We start from the raw sequence: 18,389 nt of genomic DNA, 5'->3' as shown, positions 1-18,389 counted from the left end.
CAGGGATAATGGAACCGAGGCGTATGGATCCGGGAATGACGGAGCCGCGGAGGACAATTGAGCCAGGGATGCAGGAACCGAGGCGTATGGATCCGGGAATGACGGAGCCAGGGATGCAGGAACCATGGATGGTGACCCCCCCGCACGATGAATCCCGGGACCATGGAGCCGCGCACGATGAACCCCGGAACGATGGAGCCGCGCACGATGAACCCCGGAACGATGGAGCCCCGTACGATGAATCCCGGAACGATAGAGCCGCGCACGATGAATCCCGGAACGGTGGAGCCGCGCACGATGAATCCCGGGACCATGGAGCCGCGCACGATGAACCCCGGAACGATGGAGCCCCGTACGATGAATCCCGGAACGATAGAGCCGCGCACGATGAATCCCGGAACAATGAACCCGCGTACGATGCAGCCGGATACGACGGAACCACAGCCGATACAGCCCAGGAATCTCTGGTAAATGCAGCGTAGAGAAGTATCTAAAAACCCGGAACCCCTAAACTGAGGGATTCTGGGTTTTCTCTGTCCTATCTGTAAGGATTGCGGCCCTTTACGCTGCTTGACTTTCTGAATGATATTACTTACAATACAGCCATGAAGAAGAATATAGAAATCATGATCATCAGTTTTACAGAGACAGGCAGCCGGTTGAACGCTGTTTTAAAAGGAAAGTTTTGCGAAGAAGGGATTCCCTGCCAAAGCTGCTGCACAGAGCGTTTTGCAGATAAATTCCCCGGATTTCTTCCCCTCCCTAAGGCAGGAAAGGAGTGGATCGGGGCACACTGGGGAAAGTGCGGGTTTATTTTTATTGGCGCAGCAGGGATCGCGGTCCGGTATATTGCGCCGTGGGTGCAGGACAAGTTCACAGATTCTCCGGTGGTTGTCATGGATGAGAGGGGGCACTTTGTGATCCCGCTCTTGTCAGGACATATAGGGGGTGCGGTGGAGATTGCCGGGAAGGTGTCCAAATGGACAGGAGCAGTGCCGGTGAATACGACCGCTACGGATGTGCAGGGGAAATTTGCGGTGGACGTATTCGCCGCAGGGAATGGAATGCAGATCACAGACAGAGAGCTGGCAAAGGAAATCTCGGCTGCGGTCCTGGCCGGGAAAAGGATCGGCTTTTACAGCAGTCTTCCTGTGGAGGGGGAGATACCCCGGGAATTAAAGGCGTGTGCATCTCTAAAGGAACTGGAGGGTTATCCGTATGGAATTGCCGTCCTTGGCCAAGAGGAGCATTCAGAAAAATCAGATGGGGTGACATCGAAGATTCTTAGACTAAATGCTGTGCCGGGGATCATTGCCGGGATCGGATGCCGCAGAGGGACGAAAAAGGATCAGCTTGAGCGGGGGCTGAGATCTGTGCTTGATAAGAACCATATCCGGGCGGAGCAGATAGAATGCTTTGTCAGCATCGAATTAAAAAAGGATGAAGAGGGGCTGCTAAAGCTTGCCGGGGAATACCGTGTCCCTTTTCGGACCTTTTCTGTGGAAGAGCTCAGGACGATCGGTACAGTCAGCAGTCAGTCGGCATTTGTAAAGGAGACGACAGGCGTGGATAATGTCTGTGAGCGCTCCGCCAGATATGCGTGCCAGGACGGAAAAATGATACAGCCTAAAATATGTGCAGAGGGTTGTACCTTTGCCTTGGTAGAGCGGAGAAAACAGATCTCCTTTTGACGAGATGAATCTGACAGCCCTAAGCCAAAGTAAAAATAAAAAATTTAAGAAAGAGGAAAAATATGCAGTATCGATGTACAGGACCGGATGCAGCGGCCATGCGGATTCTTTTGTTCGCAGGTACGACCGAGGGACGGCAGCTGACCCAGGCTTTTCAGGAGCTTTGTGTATATGTCTATGTCAGCACTGCCACAGAATATGGGAAAGAGTCTGCCATGACGGGGGAGAATATTGAGACGAAGGCGGGCAGGATGGATGAGGCGGCCATGATCCGGTTCATAGAAGGACACAGGATCGATCTGGTGATCGATGCAACACATCCGTTTGCCAGAGTAGTCACAGACAATATAAAAAAAGCCTGCACTGTCTGCGGCGTGGAATATATCCGCTGCCTGAGAGCGCGGCAGGAGCTGGATGAAAGATATTCCGGGAATGTGGTCTGGAAAAATTCTGTAGAGGAAGCTGTCGAGTATTTAAAACAGACCGAAGGAAAGGTACTCATTGCCACGGGGAGCAAGGAGTTGAAGCTGTATACAGAGATCGGGCATTATCAGGAAAGATGCTGCGCCCGGGTGCTTTCTACAAAAGAGGCTGTGGAAGAGAGCAGTGCTCTGGGATTCAAAGGTCCGAATCTGATCGCCATGCAGGGACCGTTTTCCAAAGAGATGAACATTGCGATGTTAAAAGCCGTCGGTGCTTCATATTTTGTGACAAAGGAATCCGGAAAGGCAGGGGGCTTTGTGGAAAAGGCAGAGGCGGCCAGGGAAACAGGGGCTGTTCTCGTTGTGATTGCAAGACCAGAGGAAACAGGGATCAGCCCGCAGGAGACCCTGGGGCTGATCAGGAAGAAAATGGAATCTAGCGGAACTGCTTAGGCGTCAGTCCGGTATATTTTTTAAAAACCTTTGAAAAATAACTCTGATCCTCGAATCCCACAGCAACCGCAATATCGATGATGGAAAAATCTGTGTTGGAAAGCAGACGCTTGCTTTCCTCTATCCGGACCATGTTCAGATATTCCTTGAAGGAAGAACCGGTAGACTGCTTGAACATAGTCGAGAAATAGGAGGGGTGCAGATGTACCTCTAATGCCACATCCTCCAGGGTCAGAGGCTCATTGAAGTGTTTGGATATATAGATCATCGCTTTTTTGATCAACTCGCTGTTCTGGGACGGAATATAATGGAACAGGCTTTCCGTAAACGCCTCTACGATCTCCTGGAGTTTATAACAAAGTGTCTCCATAGTGTCGACCTGCTGGATATTCTTTAAAAAGTGATTGTTCAGCTTTAAGATGTTGTCGGTCTGTGCGCCGCCCTCGATGGCTGTCCTGGATAACAGGGAGCAGAGCTCGATGGCCCTGGCCTTTACAATATCCAGGCTGTTTCCCTCGGAAAACAGGACATAGCCGAGCAGGTCATTGAGAATGGCGCTGGCCTGGCTGATATCCCCCAGTTTTACCTTGCTTAACAGCTCCTTTTCTTTTTCGTACGGGTAGGAGCTTGTACTGGTCTTCTCCTCCTTATATCTCTGGATGGATTCGTTGATCCGTGACTGCTGTACCAGCTTCTGGTTATTCTGTCTGAGTACCTCCCGGCTCTCGTCGATCAGGTTGGCAAACATATAGTAGAGAAGCCGGCTGATGTGATTGACCTTGGCAGGTGTGACAACGGGGATGCTGGACGTCTCATCATATAAGTCCAGGGCTTCGGTGGTCGGGATGCGGTACTTTTTTGCAATATCGGAGATCAGGATGGAATCCGGGGAATCCATCAGGAAAGGGCCGGCCAGGATAGAGCCCAGGAAAGTCTTCTTGCTGATCAGCGGGAATACGATATGATTGAGCTGTGCATGGCAGGCAAAAATATAAGGCTCGCCCAGGGTGACCGCTCTTTTGCTGGCTGAGATATGCATCTTTTCGCAGGTATCGTCCGACGGCAGATAATCCTGGAAGCAGCGGCAGAAGTTTGACATCTGCCCGCTTTGAGCAAGGAATTCGCCCTGTTCGTCTATGACCTGGATGGGGATCTGCATACAGGCATAGAAGGTGTCTGTCATTGCCTTAAGTGTATCTTCGGGTACGATAGAATATAATAAAGGTTTCAAAGTCTTTCCTCCACATTTTTGTTCTGATTATGTACAGTAAGTTTACCATATTATCAGAAAAAATGGGGAATGTATTTTCGAAATAAAATGAAAATATTTATACAAAGATTCTGAAAAAATTACCAGAATGAAAACCTGAAAAAAGATAGAATAAGATCCAGAAAACAGAAAGTTTATAGAAGATGGAGGAGTGAAATTATGTCTATTATTCAGGAAATGTCAGAATTTCTGCAAAAGGGAAGAGCAAAAAATGTGAAGGCGCTGGTACAGCAGGCTCTGGATGAGGGAATAGACCCAAAGGAAATTTTGAATGAAGGTCTGTTATCAGGTATGATGATCATAGGAGCAAAATTCAAAAATAATGAGGTGTTCGTGCCGGAGGTCCTCGTTGCGGCAAGAGCAATGAACGCAGGGCTGTCTGTTCTGGAGCCGAAGCTTGTGGAAGTTGGGAATGAGCCTGTGGGAAAGGCTGTCATCGGAACGGTACAGGGAGACCTGCATGATATCGGCAAGAACCTGGTTGTCATGATGCTCAAAGGAGCAGGATTTGAGATCTACGATCTGGGTGTAGACGTTCAGCCATCTGTATTTATTGATAAGGCAGAAGAGGTGGGGGCAGATGTGATCTGTATGTCAGCGCTCCTTACAACAACGATGCCGAAGATGCAGGACTGCATCGACCAGCTCAATGAAAAGGGACTCCGCAGTAAATATATCGTGATGATAGGCGGAGCGCCTGTAAATGACAGCTTTGCACAGCAGATCGGTGCTGATTACTATACACCGGATGCAGCTACAGCGGCGGAGGTCGCAAAACAGGCCGTGACCGACCGGAATAACTAAGCAGGGAAAGGCACCCATATGATCATAAGAGAATTCGACATTCAGATATGCAGAGAAAATGTTTTCAATCTGATAGACTGCTATGAAGACAGTGCGATCTATACGGAAGTGCTGGAAGAATATGAAGAAATGCTGCCCGCGGCATATGAGAAGATGGAGCCGGCAGCACTGCTGGAGTTCGGAAGCCTGGAGGGGATTCCGGCAGAGGGATATACTGGCAGAGCAAAAGAGGTTCTTTTTAGCATTACTACCGTGGGCAGCAGGATCAGCAGCTGGTCAACGGCTTTGTTTGCAAAGGGAAATTACCTGGGAGGAATGCTGGCGGATGCTATGGCGGATGACTATCTGTTCCAGATGGACCATCTTCTCTCGGAGACAGTGATCCGGCTGTGCAGGGAGAAGAACAAAGGAGTCGTGCGCAGACTGGAAGCTCCCCAGGATATCCCCATGGAGGTACAGAAGAAGGCTCTGGAGGTAACAGGCGGAGAAGCGGCGGCAGGCATCCGTATCAAAGAAAGCTACATGTACGACCCGGTGAAGACGACCTGTCAGGTATATCTGCTGGATGATCAAAAAGAGCGGTTCCAGATCGAACATGACTGCAGAAGATGTCCGAATCTATCCTGTAAGCTTCGAAACATACCGGAAATCACCTTGGTGGTGGAAGGTGTAAAGGGAGGTCCTGTCAGGATCACTGGCAGAAAGGACCAGACACTGATGGAGATGCTAAAGGAGCATGGCATTTTTTTGAGTGCGGTCTGTGCCGGGCACGGAACCTGCGGGAAATGCAGGATCCAGGTTCTCGAAGGAGAGGTGTGTCCCTCTGCAAAGGATAAGGAATTCTTTCGCCCTGAAGAGATCCGGGAGGGCTTTTGTCTGGCCTGCCGCGCCTATGCAGCCGGAGATGCGAAGATCACGCTGGACTGCGGGCAGGAGGAGGGCTTTTGGGTCTTAACCGCTTTTGGCGGCAGTGAGAAGGAAGAAGCAAAACCGCAGGATCTGGGGCAAAAGACCGGAAGGTACGGGATCGCAGTGGATATAGGGACTACGACCATCGTCATGCAGCTGATCAATCTGGAGAATGGACGAAGCGTTAAGACATATACCTGCATGAACCACCAGAGGGCTTACGGCGCGGATGTGATCAGCCGGATCGAGGCCTCCAACAACGGAAAAGGAGAAGCGCTTAGAGAGAGTATCAGAAAAGATCTGGCAGCCGGGATCAGGGAGCTTACGGACAATGGAGGCATGAGAGCCGGGCGGATGACGGTGGGTGCAAATACGACGATGGTTCATCTGTTAATGGGATATTCCTGTGAGACACTGGGAGTATCTCCTTTTACGGCTGTGAATCTGGATACGATTCAGACAACGTCCGGGGAGCTGCTTGGAGCATATGCAGAAGGTCTGGGATGGGACTTTGAGGTCACGATCTGCCCGGGGATTTCCACCTATGTAGGAGGGGATATTACAGCCGGGCTTTATGCATTGGATTTCGAAAAAAGACAGAAGGTATCGGTCCTGATCGATCTGGGAACAAACGGGGAGATGGCGGTGGGAAACAAGGATAAGATATATGTGGCATCCACGGCAGCAGGCCCGGCCTTCGAGGGCGGAAATATTACATGCGGGACAGGCAGTATCCCGGGAGCTGTCTGCAGCGCTGTTATTGAAAACGGGAAGACAGAGCTTAGGACCATCCTTGAGAAACCGGTCACGGGAATCTGCGGGACGGGGGTCGTGGAGATTACCTATGAATTGTTAAAAGAGGGGCTGCTTGATGATACCGGACTTTTAGAGGAACCTTACTTTGAAGAGGGATATTGTCTCGGAGAAGATGCGTCCGGCAGGGAGATCGGGTTTTACCAGAAGGACGTGCGGGAGATCCAGCTCGCTAAATCCGCAGTGAGGGCCGGCCTGGAGACATTGATCAAGAAATATGGCATCTCTTATGAGGATGTGGAGACGGTCTATATCGCCGGAGGCTTCGGTTATCAGCTGGATATCAGAAAAGCTGTGGGGATCGGTCTGCTTCCGGGGGAATGCGAAGGAAAGATCCGGGCAGTGGGAAACAGCTGTCTAAAAGGAGTGATCGCAGGACTGATGAACGCAGATGCAGAAAAATCCATCAAAGAGATCTTGAACGTGTCCGAAGAGATCCGTCTGTCCAATGACAAAGATTTCAATGAGTTTTATATGGATTATATGTTCTTTGAGGAGTGAGAGGAAGCACTTTCCAAAATTCCTACAAAGGGACCTTAAAAAATTACAAGAAGCAAAAAAATAATAATAAGATGAGACCATGTATCCTCCATGCCGGTCAATAAGGCGGCCGGCATGGAGGTGCAGAGTAAAGGCAGTGCTTTTACCGGCCTGTCGATGGGCCTGAGGTACTTCTATCCGGATTGCATAATCCTGTAGAATGTGGTAAAATTTATCAGGCTGATAAAAGAAGCTGAACAATTCAGATCCGGCAGACAGTTTAGAAGAAAGCCGTCCATAGGGATGGCAGGGGAAGCAGGTGGGAATCCTGCACAATACCCGTTGCTGTATTGGAGGAGTGGTATTCCATTAGGTCACTGTATGACTTACCGATATCCAAAGGGCATTATGTAGAATGCCTGATAAGCGGATATGCAGAGCATTGCAAGGTAAGGTATGGGAAGGCGGAATATCGTGAAGATACCTAAGTCAGAACACCCGCTTTTAAATGGATCTGAATGATTACGGGAGTATGATCAGGTGTTTGCCGCGGATCTCTTTTTGATTTTGTGGTGAGCCTGAAGTATTTTCAGAAAACACAAAAAAAGGAGAGAGAAGCATGACAAAGAAAGAAAAGTTCTTAGTTAAAGCATCCATCGCGTTTGCAGCGATGTTTGCCGTCACACCGGCAGTGAATGCAATGCACATTATGGAGGGGTATCTTCCCCCGGGTTTCTGCATTGCATGGGGCGTCATTTGTGTCCCCTTCTTAGTGACCGGGTTCATTTCCCTGAGAAAGAGAATTCAAGAAAACAGAAAGACGATCACGCTGATTGCGATGGCGGGGGCGTTTATTTTTGTGATATCCTCCCTTAAGATCCCGTCTGTGACAGGAAGCTGTTCCCATATGACAGGAACCGGACTTGGGGCGATCCTCTTCGGACCTGCTGCGGTCAGCATTCTGGGGATCATCGTTCTTTTGTTCCAGGCCATTCTTTTGGCACACGGAGGGCTTACAACGCTGGGGGCAAATACATTCTCCATGGCGATTGCGGGACCGATTTTGTCCTTTGGAATTTATAAATTATGTATGAAATGTAAGGTGAACCGAAAAGTATCTGTATTTTTAGCAGCCTGCTTAGGCGATGTGTTTACCTATTGCGTGACCAGTATCCAGCTTGCGCTTGCCTATCCTTCAGAAGCGGGAGGCGCTGCCGCATCAGCAGGAAAATTCCTGGGTGTGTTTGCACCGACACAGCTGCCGCTGGCAGTGATCGAAGGGATCCTGACTGTCATCATCGTAATGGCGCTGGAATCCTATGCGAAACCGGAACTAAGGGCAATTGGTTTTATGAAGGAGGCAAAGTAAGATGAGTAAGAATGCAAAGATTACGATTGTGTTACTGCTGATTGCCGTGCTGATTGCGGTCGTTCCCCTGTTTGCAAGAAAAGGCGCCGAGTTCGGCGGTTCCGATGATGCGGGCAGCGTAATGGTAGAAGAGATCCAGGGCAGGGAGTATACGCCCTGGTTTACTCCGGTATTAGAAACCGCACTTGGCGGGGAACTGCCGGGAGAGGTGGAAAGCATGCTGTTCTGTCTTCAGACCGGGATTGGCGTCGGAATCATCGCCTTTGTGATGGGACGCTTTGTAGAGCGCAGGAAGTGGCAGAAAAAGGAAGAAGACCGGGAGGAATCGTAAAAGACCGGAGAGAAGAAACTGCGCCGGAGAGGAGCAAGATATGATTGTAGTGGATAAGCTTTGTTATCGTTCAAAGCTTCGTTATGTGAATGCAGGGGAGAAGTTCGCTTTTTCCATGCTGACACTTTTATTCTGCATTGTCAGCCGTTCCCTTTTGATCGCCGGAACCGCCCTTTTGGTAAATGGCTTTCTGACGGTAAGAAAAGGGGGAATTTCTATTGGACGGTACATGCGTCTGCTGGCTGTTCCATTTACGTTCCTCATATTGAGTACTCTCGCGATCATCGTCAACATTTCAAGGGTCCCACTGGACGCATATGCCGTGCCGGTGGGCACCTTTTTTATCACAGGAAGCAAAGAGTCCTTAAGATTCGGGATCCAGCTGATCATGACGGCGATGGGAAGCGTATCCTGCCTGTATTTCCTGTCACTGAACACGACCATGACGGATATCTTAGACGTGCTGGCCTTACTGCACTGCCCGGAGATTATGATCGAGCTGATGATGCTGATCTACCGTTTTATCTTCGTGCTGATGGAGACAGCCTCTGCCATCCTGGTGTCGCAGAAGTCCAGGCTCGGCAACCGCTCCCTTAGGACTTCCGTTTCGTCCTTCGGGCAGATGGGGGCAGGACTTTTCATCCGGGCGCTTCGGCGCTCCAATGCGCTGTATGATGCGATGGAGTCCAGGTGTTATGACGGGAAGATCAAGGTTTTGAGTGTACAGCATCCGGTTAAGAAAAAGGAAGTGGCGCTGATCGTTCTGTTTGAACTGGTATTACTTGCAATGACAATATGGAGGAAGATGCCGTGAGCAGAGAAAGCTTTGACAGGAAGGATGACAAGTCAGACGACATTATCATAGAGGCAAGGGATGTCTTCTATACCTATGAGGAGGGCGGCCCCCATTCTTTAAATGGGGTGAGTCTGAAAGTAAAGCGAGGCCAGAAGGTCGCCTTTATGGGGGCGAACGGCTGCGGGAAGTCCACATTTTTCCTCTGCTGTAACGGCATCTATAAGCCGGAAAAAGGGATACTGCTTTTCAATGGAAAACCGATCGACTATTCGAAGAAGGGACTCCTAAGCTTGAGGGGAAAGGTGGGGATCGTGTTCCAGGACCCGGATAACCAGCTCTTTTCTGCCAGTGTATATCAGGAGATCTCCTTTGGCCCGATGAATCTGGGGATTCCGGAGGATCTGGTCAGAAAAGAGATCACTCAGGTGATGGACCATCTGGAGATTACTCCGTTTAGCGACCGCCCGGCCCATGCCCTAAGCGGCGGGCAGAAGAAGCAGGTGTCCATCGCGGATATCCTGGTGATGCACCCGGAGGTGATCATTTTGGATGAGCCGGCAGCGGCCCTGGATGCGAAGCATACAAAGATGGTGAACCAGATCGTAGACCGGCTGGCAGAGGAGGGGATCACGATCCTGATGGCGACTCACAACATCGATTATGCGCTGTCCTGGGCAGATGAAATCGTCCTGATGCATGAAGGAAAGGTGCTCATGCAGGCAGATCCGGTCACAGTATGTACAAGCCAGGAGGCTCTTATGATGACCAATCAGGAAGAACCTGCAGTTTTAAAATTATTTGAACAGCTTGTAAAAAAAGGCATACTGGATGCTAAGTTAAAGCCGCCGGTGAGCATGGCAGAGCTGGAACAATATATAGACGAATTGTAACTGTTCATGGTTCTAAGCAGTTACGAAATATAAAAAGGAATAAGGTGAGATGATGGAAAAGAGGACAGAGACAAAGAAGGCAATCCTGGTGGTAAGCTTCGGGAGCAGCCACCTGGACACACTGGAGAAGAATATTGATAAGATTGAGCAGCAGATCCGGGATACCTTTACGGATTACCGGGTATACCGGGCATTCACAAGCCAGATGATCCTCAGGAAGCTGAAAAAAGTGGAGAATCTGCATTTCTTCACAGTAAAAGAGGCGATGGAGCAGATGGCGGAGGATGGCATCGAGCAGGTGATCGTGCAGCCGACCCACATCATCAACGGCATCGAAAATGACAGGATGATGTGTGATGTGATGGAGTACACCGACCGTTTCAGAAAGGTCCGTGCAGGCAGGCCTCTCCTCACCAGTGTGGATGATTACAAGAAAGCCATCCATGCCATGATGGCAGAGGTAGAGTTGGAGGAAGGGGAAATGCTTGTTTTGATGGGACACGGGACAGACCACCATGCGAATTCTGCTTATCCGACCCTGGAGTATACCTTCCATTCACTCGGCTACAATCAGGTCCTGGTGGGAACGGTGGAAGGGTTCCCGGATCTGAAGAATGTGATGACCAAGCTGGAGATCGCAGAGGCTAAGAAGGTGACCCTGATGCCGTTCATGCTGGTGGCAGGCGATCACGCGAAAAACGATATGGCAGGAGATGAGGATTCCTGGAAGACGATCCTTGAGGATGCGGGATATGAAGTGAATGCCGTGATCAAGGGTCTGGGAGAGATGAGAGGAATCCGGAATATCTATATCGAGCATATCGAAGCCGTGATGTAAAAGAGACACTGAGTTTTAAAGAAGAGACCGGAAGATGCGAAAATCTGAGGTCAGGAGTCGTACAGGAAGACTTGAAAAGGAGGCATCGGTATGGAAGAAAAGCAGGCGTTAAAAGCAGGCAGAAAAGAGGGCCGGGGGCAGCTCATCTGGAAGAACCAGAAGCAGCTTCGCACCGGGTACACCACAGGAAGCTGTGCGGCAGCAGCAGCGAAAGCCGCGGCCTGCATGCTTCTTAGCGGGGAGCCGGTGCAGCAGGTCTCCCTCATGACTCCGAAAGGTGTCTGCCTGTATCTGGATGTGGAAGAGATCAGGAGGACCCCGGATACTGTCTCATGTGCCGTCAGAAAGGACAGCGGGGATGACCCGGATGTCACAGACGGCATCCTCATCTTTGCAGCCGTATCAAGATGTGAAGACGGGAAGCTGCACCTGGACGGCGGCGAAGGGGTCGGCAGAGTGACGAAGAAGGGACTGGAACAGAACATCGGGGAGGCGGCCATCAATAAAGTGCCCCGCCGGATGATCTTAGAGGCCGTAGAGTCCCAGAGAAAAAAGTGGGAGTATGAGGGCGGGCTTACCATCCTCATCACCATACCAGAAGGCCGGGAACTGGCAGACAGGACCTTCAACCCCCGGCTGGGAATTACAGGCGGCATCTCTGTCCTTGGAACAAGCGGGATCGTGGAGCCCATGAGCGAGAAGGCGCTGACCGATACCATTTATCTGGAAATGAAGATGCTCAAGGAAAACGGCCATGACTGGTGCTATGTCGTTCCCGGCAATTACGGAAGTGACTTTCTGACACAAAAGCTTGGCTATGACGGGGAGATGGCGGTCAAATGCAGCAACTACATTGGCGAGACCATTGATGATGCGGTCAGCCTGGGGATGAAGGGAATCCTGTTGATCGGACATATCGGGAAGCTGGTCAAGCTGGCGGCCGGGGTAATGAATACCCATTCCAGGCAGGCAGACTGCCGGATGGAGGTCTTTACGGCCCACGCCGCGTTAAACGGGGCATCCCCGGAGGTCTTACAAAGGCTGATTAACTGTTTTACGACCACAGAGGCAGTCGGAATCCTGAAAGAAGAGGGACTGCTTGAGGCCGTGATGAAGGACATCATAAAGAGGATCGAATTTTACTTAACCTACCGGGCCGGAGAAAGGCTAAAGATCGGAGCGATCGTATTTTCCGTGGAAGAAGGGATCTTAGGGATGACCTCTGATACCCCGGAATTATTGGAATATATACAGAAGGAGAGGAGATAGTCATGGAGGGAAGATTTTATGGGATCGGAGTGGGACCGGGAGACCCGGAGCTGCTTACCTTAAAGGCAGTCAGGATGATCCGGGAATGTGAGGTACTTGCCATTGCAGTTTCCACGCCTGGTTTTGAGGTGCCAGTCTACGAGGAGACAGGGACGAAAAGTGCATACCAGGAGCTTCTGGAGAAATGTGTGGCTTACCAGATCGCACTTCCTGTGATACCGGAAATTGCAGGGAAAGCGAGGCTGTTTTTGCCGATGCCGATGATGAAGGAGAAGGAAACGTTAAAACGGATCCATGACCTGTGCGCAGATATGACGGAAAAGGTTCTGAAAGAGGGCCGGGATGTGGCATTTATCACCTTGGGAGATCCGGCGGTATATTCGACCTGCCTGTATGTACATAAACGGCTGAAAAAGCGGGGCTGTGTCACCAGCCTGATCCCCGGCATCCCCTCCTTCTGTGCGGCGGCTGCAAGGCTTGACATGGGACTGGTGGAGAACCGGGATGAGCTGCATGTGATCCCTGCCTCATACGGGATCGAGGAAGGCATGGAGATGCCGGGAACGAAGGTGCTTATGAAGGCCGGGAAGAAGATGCCTTATGTAAAACAGGTGGTGAAGGAGAAAGGCCTTGAGGCAGAGATGGTGGAAAACTGCGGGATGAGCACGGAGCGGATCTATCGGAGCGTGGATGAGATCCCGGATGATGCAGGCTATTATTCCCTGATGATCATCAAAGAAACATCCGGACAGCAGAACATGGGAGGAAGAAAGATATGATCGCATTTGTAGGGGCCGGTTCAGGGGCAGCAGACCTGATCACGGTCAGGGGACAGAATTACTTAAAAGAGGCGGATCTGATCGTATATGCAGGAAGCCTTGTGAATCCGGCACTTCTGGAGGTGAAGAAGGAGGGCTGTGAAGTGTATAACAGCGCACTCATGACACTGGAGGAGGTGCTGGATGTGATGGTGAAGGCAGAGAAGGAAGGGAAAAAGGTGGTGCGGCTGCACACCGGCGATCCTTGTCTGTACGGTGCTGTCCGGGAACAGATGGATGCGCTGGATACGGCAGGGATCGCCTATGAGTACTGCCCCGGGGTAAGTTCTTTTTGCGGAGCAGCAGCGGCGCTGAATGCGGAGTACACCCTGCCGGGGATCTCCCAGTCCGTTGTGATCACCAGGATGGAAGGAAGAACTCCGGTGCCAGAGCGCGAGTCGATCCGAAGCTTTGCCTCCCATCAGGCGACCATGGTCATCTTCTTAAGTACCGGAATGCTGAAAAAGCTTTCCGAAGAGCTGATCGCAGGAGGATATGAGAAAGACACTCCTGCAGCCATCGTTTATAAAGCAACCTGGCCTGATGAAAAGGTATTAAGGTGTACCGTGGAAAGTCTGGCAGAGACAGCAGAAAAAGAACAGATCACAAAGACTGCCCTGATCGTTGTCGGCAGGGTGCTGGATGGGGAATATGAACGCTCTAAGCTTTATAATCCGGCCTTTACGACAGAATTCAGACAGGCGTCCACAGGAGGAAAAGACAATGGGTAAAGTATATGTAGTGGGGCTTGGGCCCGGAGCCGACCGGCAGATGACGCTTGAAGCAGCGGCAGCAGTAGAGCGGTGTGAGGTGATCGTGGGATATACGGTATATGTGGATCTGGTGAAGGATCAGTATCCTGAGAAGCTTTTCTTAACCACACCCATGACCCAGGAAGTGAAACGCTGTCAGATGGCTTTTAAGGAAGCACAAAAAGGAAAGGATGTGGCTATGATCTGCAGCGGGGATGCCGGAGTGTATGGGATGGCAGGCCTGATGTATGAGACAGGGAAGGATTACCCACAGATCGACATCGAGATCGTGCCGGGGATCACGGCAGCGAACGGCGGAGCGGCAGTGCTGGGAGCGCCGCTGATGCATGACTTTGCAGTGATCAGTTTAAGTGATCTGCTCACGCCCTGGGAAAAGATCGAAAGGCGTTTAAAGGCGGCAGCCATGGCGGATTTTGTGATCTGTCTGTATAATCCCTCCAGTAAAAAGCGGAAGGATTACCTGAAAAAGGCATGTGAACTGATGCTGGAATATAAATCTCCTGCTGTCATCTGCGGAACAGTGAGAAATATCGGCAGAGACGGGGAGGAAGCCCATGTGATGACCCTGGGAGAATTAAAAGACACGGAAGTGGATATGTTTACCACTGTATTTATCGGAAACGAGCAGACCATCGAAATCAACGGGAAAATGGTGACACCGAGAGGATATCGGAATGTGTAAGGAAAAGCAAAAAATCTATCTGGTGGGAATCGGAATGGGAGCGGAATCCTCCCTGACACTTCAGGCAGAGGAAATTCTGAAAAGCTGTGATTTTATCATCGGGGCAAAACGGATGCTGGAGGCAGTCGGGAAGTTTGGGAAACCTGTGTTTGCGGCATACCAGCCCAAACAGATCCAAAGCTGCATCAAGCTGCATCCTGAGTATACCAGGATTGCAGTGGTTCTTTCCGGGGACACCGGATTCTACAGCGGGGCGAAGAAGCTGGAGCAGACCCTGACGGGATATGAGACCGAGAGGATTCCCGGGATCAGCTCGGCCGTTTATCTGGCGGCAAAGCTTCATACCTCCTGGGAGGATGCAGTGCTGGTCAGTGCCCACGGAAGAAAACAGAATTATATCCATGCCATTGCGCATCATGAGAAGACGTTCCTTCTCTTAGGAGGCAGTGAGGCCGGCAGAGAGTTCTGTGAGAAAATAAAGGATTACGGTCTGGAACATGTGGACATCTGGATCGGAAGTCAGCTTTCCTATCAGGAGGAAGTGATCCTTCATAAAAAAGGCGGGGAGCTGACCTGTGAGGACCTGTCCGGGCTGGATGCGGCTTTGATCTACAATGCAGAGCCGGACAGACGTACATACAGACATATAGAAGATGAGGAATTTATCCGGGGGAAGGTCCCTATGACGAAGTCTGAGATCCGCGCGGTCAGCCTGGCAAAGCTTGGACTTACCGAAGATGCAGTGCTCTATGATGTGGGGGCCGGGACAGGCTCTGTTTCCATAGAAGCGGCGGTACAGTCAGGAAGCATGAAGGTCTATGCCATCGAGAAGAATCCCGAGGGGGTTCGGATGATCCGGGAAAATAAGAAGAAGTTTCGGTGTGACTGGATAGAGATCGTGGAAGGGACGGCCCCAGAGGTATTAGAAGGGCTTGAGCCTCCCACCCATGTATTCATCGGAGGCAGCTCCGGGAATCTGAAAGAAATCCTGGCTTGTGTAAAAGCAAAGAACCCGTCTGTCCGGATCGTACTCAATGCCATCTCACTGGAAACGGTAAAAGAGGCAGTGGAGGCGGCAGAGGAAGGGATCTTAAAAGACCCTGAGATCGTGCAGATCATGGCCTCACGGTCGAAGAAGCTGGGGGCGTACCATATGATGACGGGAATGAATCCGGTCTATATCATCACGGACGGAAAGGAGCAGTAGTATGGAAAAGCGGGGATTTATGATTGCAGCCGCATCCAGCGGAAGCGGGAAAACGGTGCTTTCCTGCGCACTGATGTCTGCCTTAAAGCAAAGGAATATGACGGTGGCAGCCTGCAAATGCGGTCCCGATTATATTGACCCCATGTTCCACCGGGAGGTCTTAGAGGTACCCTCCGAGAACCTGGACCTTTATTTCTGCGATGACAAAACGTTACAGGAGCTGTATGTAAGGCATACCGGACAGGCAGATGTAACCGTGATCGAGGGGGTGATGGGGTACTATGACGGGATGTCTCTTACCACGGAAAAGGCAAGCTCCTATGATGTGGCGAGGACGCTGGGAGTTCCTGTAATCCTCACCGTACCATGCAGGGGAATGGCGCTTTCCGTGATGCCGCTGATCCTGGGGATGGTTGGATTTCGAAAGGACAGTAATATCCGGGGGATCATTTTGAATCGCGTATCCGCTATGCTGTACCCGAAGATGAAAGAGATGATCGAGGATCAGCTCAGAACGCATGGGCTTGAGATTCCTGTGATCGGATACATGCCGGAGGATGAGGTATTTGGCCTTGAGAGCAGGCATCTTGGTCTGATCACACCTCAGGAGATCGCAGGGATCAGACAGCGGCTGAAAAAGGCCGGAGAGATTCTGACCAGGACGGTGGATTTGGAAATGCTTCTTAAGATCAGCAGATATGAGCAGGAGGAAGGGAAGACAGACTCCCTTCTGAACCAGGCCGCGGTCAGGATCGGCATCGCCAGAGATGAGGCGTTCTGCTTCTATTATAAAGATAACCTGGAACTGCTTGAGAAGCTTGGGTGCGAGCTGATAGAATTCAGTCCTCTTCATGATACAGCGCTTCCCCGGGGAATACAGGGGCTGATCTTAGGGGGAGGCTACCCGGAGCTTTACACACAGCGCCTTTCCTCAAACAAGGAGATGCGTCAGGACATCCATCGTGTGATAGAACAGGGGATCCCCTGTCTGGCAGAGTGCGGCGGCTTTATGTATCTGCATGAAGAGATGGAGGGAAAGGACGGGACTGTGTGTCCCATGACCGGGAATCTTCCGGGGAGGGCCTTTCGAAAGGACAAGCTGGTCAGATTTGGATACATCGGGTTAAAGGCACAGAAAGACGGCGTTTATTTCAAAAAGGGGGATGTGCTGCGGGGGCATGAGTTCCACTATTGGGACAGCACCAATAATGGGACAGACTGTCTGGCTGTGAAGCCGGACGGGAGACGCTTTTGGGAATGCATCCATATGGAGGGAAACCTATTTGCCGGCTACCCCCACATCCACTTTTACTCGAATCCGGTCTTTGCACAGCGGTTCGTAGATCGCTGCAGGCAGTGGAATGCCCGATAGAACCGGCGTTACTGTGCACACTCAAGGGGGAGCAGGAGCGGACAGGCAGACGTAAGCCTCACATCGTTTAGTGAGAAGAAAGGAAGGCACATGAAATGATACAGGAAATAGAAATTACAGATACGATCACACTGAAAGACGTTAAGGGGCTGATCTCACCAGCCGATGCGGCCAGCATTGAGGCGGCAGAAAAACGCTGGCTGTCCGTGGCAAAGCCGCTGTTCAGCCTTGGAAAGCTGGAGGATGCGGTGATCCGCATGGCAGGGATCAAGCGGACCCCGGAATTCGAATTAAAGAAAAAGGGCCTGGTCATCATGTGTGCGGACAACGGCGTGGTCTCAGAAGGGGTAACCCAGACGGGACAGGAAGTCACAGCCATCGTTGCGGATAATTTTACAAAGAAGGCGGCTAGTGTGGCGATCATGAGCGAGGTTGCGGGTGCAGATCTGTTCCCGGTGGATATTGGAATGGTAACCGATGTTCCTTCCGTGACCAGGCAGGGACAGAAGATCGCCTATGGGACGAAAAATCTGGCCAGGGAGCCTGCCATGACACGAGAGGAAGCATGGCGCGCGGTTTTAGTTGGGATCCGTATGGTGGAAAAGCTGAAAAAGGAAGGCTATGACATCATAGCAACCGGAGAAATGGGGATCGGCAATACCACCACCAGCAGTGCGGTGGCGGCGGTCCTTCTCAAGGAGCCGGTGGAAAAGGTGACCGGAAAGGGCGCAGGTCTAACCAGTGAAGGGCTGGAGAAAAAGATCGCGGCCATCAAAAGAGGGATCAGCCTTCACAAGCCGGATCAAGAGGATGCCTTAGACGTGCTTGCCAAGGTCGGAGGACTGGATATCGCCGGACTTACCGGGGTGTACTTAGGAGGGGCACTCTATCACATCCCTGTGGTGATCGATGGGTTCATCTCAGCCGTGGCGGCGCTTTGTGCGGTACGCATGGTGCCGGATGCGGGGGATTACATCATGCCCTCCCATGTATCCAAAGAACCGGCAGGACAGATGCTTCTGGACGCGTTAGGCGTCTCCCCCCTCTTAACCTGTGATATGTGCCTGGGAGAGGGAAGCGGTGCAGTCGCCGTCTTTCCGCTGCTGGAGATGGGGCTGAGTGTCTACCGCCGGATGAGCACATTCGAGGAGACGAAGATCGAGAAGTATGAGGTATTAAAGTAAAAGAACCGGAGTATGTCC

18 protein-coding genes and 1 riboswitch are annotated in these 18,389 nt (G+C 51.2%); of the genes, 17 read left to right on the top strand and 1 reads right to left on the bottom strand.

Features of this window, described 5'->3' with window-relative positions:
* Nucleotides 1-147 precede the first annotated feature (147 nt).
* From AC4OGX_RS20700 to cobK, 3 genes are all read left to right on the top strand, one after another.
* Complete coding sequence (locus tag AC4OGX_RS20700; RefSeq protein WP_493332737.1) at nt 148-471, top strand: hypothetical protein; 324 nt, start codon at nt 148-150, stop codon at nt 469-471.
* Between the two features lie 134 nt (nt 472-605).
* Nucleotides 606-1,691: a cobalt-precorrin 5A hydrolase gene (locus AC4OGX_RS20695; RefSeq protein WP_493332736.1), complete on the top strand. Its 1,086-nt coding sequence runs from the start codon at nt 606-608 to the stop codon at nt 1,689-1,691.
* A 62-nt stretch (nt 1,692-1,753) separates the two neighbouring features.
* A complete protein-coding gene (cobK, locus tag AC4OGX_RS20690) occupies nt 1,754-2,566 on the top strand; it encodes a precorrin-6A reductase (protein WP_493332735.1) in 813 nt (270 codons plus the stop codon).
* Here cobK and AC4OGX_RS20685 read toward each other — a convergent pair.
* Complete coding sequence (locus AC4OGX_RS20685; RefSeq protein ID WP_493332734.1) at nt 2,550-3,797, bottom strand: PocR ligand-binding domain-containing protein; 1,248 nt, start codon at nt 3,795-3,797, stop codon at nt 2,550-2,552. The two genes, cobK and AC4OGX_RS20685, sit on opposite strands and share 17 nt — an antisense overlap.
* A 198-nt stretch (nt 3,798-3,995) precedes the next feature.
* Here AC4OGX_RS20685 and AC4OGX_RS20680 point away from each other — a divergent pair, with 198 nt between their 5' ends.
* From AC4OGX_RS20680 to cobT, 14 genes are all read left to right on the top strand, one after another.
* On the top strand, nt 3,996-4,640 hold the full coding sequence (locus AC4OGX_RS20680; protein WP_493332732.1) for a cobalamin B12-binding domain-containing protein: 645 nt from the start codon (nt 3,996-3,998) through the stop codon (nt 4,638-4,640).
* Nucleotides 4,641-4,658: 18 nt separating this feature from the next.
* Complete coding sequence (locus AC4OGX_RS20675) at nt 4,659-6,863, top strand: ASKHA domain-containing protein (protein WP_493332729.1); 2,205 nt, start codon at nt 4,659-4,661, stop codon at nt 6,861-6,863.
* A gap of 250 nt (nt 6,864-7,113) precedes the next feature.
* Nucleotides 7,114-7,362: riboswitch (cobalamin riboswitch) on the top strand.
* 99 nt (nt 7,363-7,461) lie between these two features.
* Nucleotides 7,462-8,211, top strand: coding sequence for an energy-coupling factor ABC transporter permease (locus AC4OGX_RS20670; RefSeq protein ID WP_493332728.1), 750 nt, complete (start codon nt 7,462-7,464; stop codon nt 8,209-8,211).
* Between the two features lies 1 nt (nt 8,212).
* Complete coding sequence (locus AC4OGX_RS20665; protein WP_493332727.1) at nt 8,213-8,542, top strand: energy-coupling factor ABC transporter substrate-binding protein; 330 nt, start codon at nt 8,213-8,215, stop codon at nt 8,540-8,542.
* Nucleotides 8,543-8,582: 40 nt separating this feature from the next.
* A complete protein-coding gene (gene cbiQ, locus AC4OGX_RS20660; RefSeq protein ID WP_493332725.1) occupies nt 8,583-9,356 on the top strand; it encodes a cobalt ECF transporter T component CbiQ in 774 nt (257 codons plus the stop codon).
* Nucleotides 9,353-10,228: an energy-coupling factor ABC transporter ATP-binding protein gene (locus AC4OGX_RS20655; RefSeq protein ID WP_493332723.1), complete on the top strand. Its 876-nt coding sequence runs from the start codon at nt 9,353-9,355 to the stop codon at nt 10,226-10,228. The genes cbiQ and AC4OGX_RS20655 overlap by 4 nt, the downstream gene beginning before the upstream one ends.
* 49 nt (nt 10,229-10,277) lie before the next feature.
* Nucleotides 10,278-11,066: a sirohydrochlorin cobaltochelatase gene (locus AC4OGX_RS20650; RefSeq protein ID WP_493332721.1), complete on the top strand. Its 789-nt coding sequence runs from the start codon at nt 10,278-10,280 to the stop codon at nt 11,064-11,066.
* 90 nt (nt 11,067-11,156) lie between these two features.
* The gene (gene cbiD, locus AC4OGX_RS20645) at nt 11,157-12,335 is read left to right on the top strand and encodes a cobalt-precorrin-5B (C(1))-methyltransferase CbiD (protein WP_493332720.1); all 1,179 of its coding nucleotides are present in this window, start codon (nt 11,157-11,159) and stop codon (nt 12,333-12,335) included.
* A gap of 2 nt (nt 12,336-12,337) precedes the next feature.
* Nucleotides 12,338-13,114, top strand: coding sequence for a precorrin-2 C(20)-methyltransferase (gene cobI / locus AC4OGX_RS20640; protein ID WP_493332718.1), 777 nt, complete (start codon nt 12,338-12,340; stop codon nt 13,112-13,114).
* On the top strand, nt 13,111-13,884 hold the full coding sequence (gene cobM / locus AC4OGX_RS20635) for a precorrin-4 C(11)-methyltransferase (RefSeq protein ID WP_493332716.1): 774 nt from the start codon (nt 13,111-13,113) through the stop codon (nt 13,882-13,884). The genes cobI and cobM overlap by 4 nt, the downstream gene beginning before the upstream one ends.
* Nucleotides 13,877-14,608 (top strand): precorrin-3B C(17)-methyltransferase, encoded by a 732-nt coding sequence (cobJ, locus tag AC4OGX_RS20630; protein ID WP_493332714.1) that lies wholly within the window; start codon nt 13,877-13,879, stop codon nt 14,606-14,608. The genes cobM and cobJ overlap by 8 nt, the downstream gene beginning before the upstream one ends.
* Nucleotides 14,601-15,815 carry a precorrin-6y C5,15-methyltransferase (decarboxylating) subunit CbiE gene (cbiE, locus tag AC4OGX_RS20625; protein WP_493332712.1) on the top strand — a complete coding sequence of 405 codons (1,215 nt, stop codon included), beginning with the start codon at nt 14,601-14,603 and terminating at the stop codon, nt 15,813-15,815. Before cobJ ends, cbiE begins: the two co-directional genes overlap by 8 nt.
* Nucleotide 15,816: 1 nt before the next feature.
* Nucleotides 15,817-17,187, top strand: coding sequence for a cobyrinic acid a,c-diamide synthase CobB (locus AC4OGX_RS20620; RefSeq protein WP_493332710.1), 1,371 nt, complete (start codon nt 15,817-15,819; stop codon nt 17,185-17,187).
* Nucleotides 17,188-17,282: 95 nt separating this feature from the next.
* Complete coding sequence (cobT, locus tag AC4OGX_RS20615; RefSeq protein ID WP_493332709.1) at nt 17,283-18,371, top strand: nicotinate-nucleotide--dimethylbenzimidazole phosphoribosyltransferase; 1,089 nt, start codon at nt 17,283-17,285, stop codon at nt 18,369-18,371.
* Nucleotides 18,372-18,389: the final 18 nt, after the last annotated feature.

The sequence above is a fragment of the Faecalicatena sp. genome, assembly GCF_058819085.1.
The sequence above is the reverse complement of the archived record's forward strand: the minus strand, read 5'-3'. Positions and strand labels throughout refer to the sequence as shown.

Excerpts from the sequence above, each read along its gene's own strand:
- AC4OGX_RS20700 (WP_493332737.1), top strand. The coding sequence starts at position 148 with ATGAATCCCGGGACCATGGAGCCGCGCACGATGAACCCCGGAACGATG.
- AC4OGX_RS20695 (WP_493332736.1), top strand. The coding sequence starts at position 606 with ATGAAGAAGAATATAGAAATCATGATCATCAGTTTTACAGAGACAGGC.
- cobK (WP_493332735.1), top strand. The coding sequence starts at position 1,754 with ATGCAGTATCGATGTACAGGACCGGATGCAGCGGCCATGCGGATTCTT.
- AC4OGX_RS20680 (WP_493332732.1), top strand. The coding sequence starts at position 3,996 with ATGTCTATTATTCAGGAAATGTCAGAATTTCTGCAAAAGGGAAGAGCA.
- AC4OGX_RS20675 (WP_493332729.1), top strand. The coding sequence starts at position 4,659 with ATGATCATAAGAGAATTCGACATTCAGATATGCAGAGAAAATGTTTTC.
- AC4OGX_RS20670 (WP_493332728.1), top strand. The coding sequence starts at position 7,462 with ATGACAAAGAAAGAAAAGTTCTTAGTTAAAGCATCCATCGCGTTTGCA.
- AC4OGX_RS20665 (WP_493332727.1), top strand. The coding sequence starts at position 8,213 with ATGAGTAAGAATGCAAAGATTACGATTGTGTTACTGCTGATTGCCGTG.
- cbiQ (WP_493332725.1), top strand. The coding sequence starts at position 8,583 with ATGATTGTAGTGGATAAGCTTTGTTATCGTTCAAAGCTTCGTTATGTG.
- AC4OGX_RS20650 (WP_493332721.1), top strand. The coding sequence starts at position 10,278 with ATGATGGAAAAGAGGACAGAGACAAAGAAGGCAATCCTGGTGGTAAGC.
- cbiD (WP_493332720.1), top strand. The coding sequence starts at position 11,157 with ATGGAAGAAAAGCAGGCGTTAAAAGCAGGCAGAAAAGAGGGCCGGGGG.
- cobI (WP_493332718.1), top strand. The coding sequence starts at position 12,338 with ATGGAGGGAAGATTTTATGGGATCGGAGTGGGACCGGGAGACCCGGAG.
- cobM (WP_493332716.1), top strand. The coding sequence starts at position 13,111 with ATGATCGCATTTGTAGGGGCCGGTTCAGGGGCAGCAGACCTGATCACG.
- cobJ (WP_493332714.1), top strand. The coding sequence starts at position 13,877 with ATGGGTAAAGTATATGTAGTGGGGCTTGGGCCCGGAGCCGACCGGCAG.
- cbiE (WP_493332712.1), top strand. The coding sequence starts at position 14,601 with ATGTGTAAGGAAAAGCAAAAAATCTATCTGGTGGGAATCGGAATGGGA.
- AC4OGX_RS20620 (WP_493332710.1), top strand. The coding sequence starts at position 15,817 with ATGGAAAAGCGGGGATTTATGATTGCAGCCGCATCCAGCGGAAGCGGG.
- cobT (WP_493332709.1), top strand. The coding sequence starts at position 17,283 with ATGATACAGGAAATAGAAATTACAGATACGATCACACTGAAAGACGTT.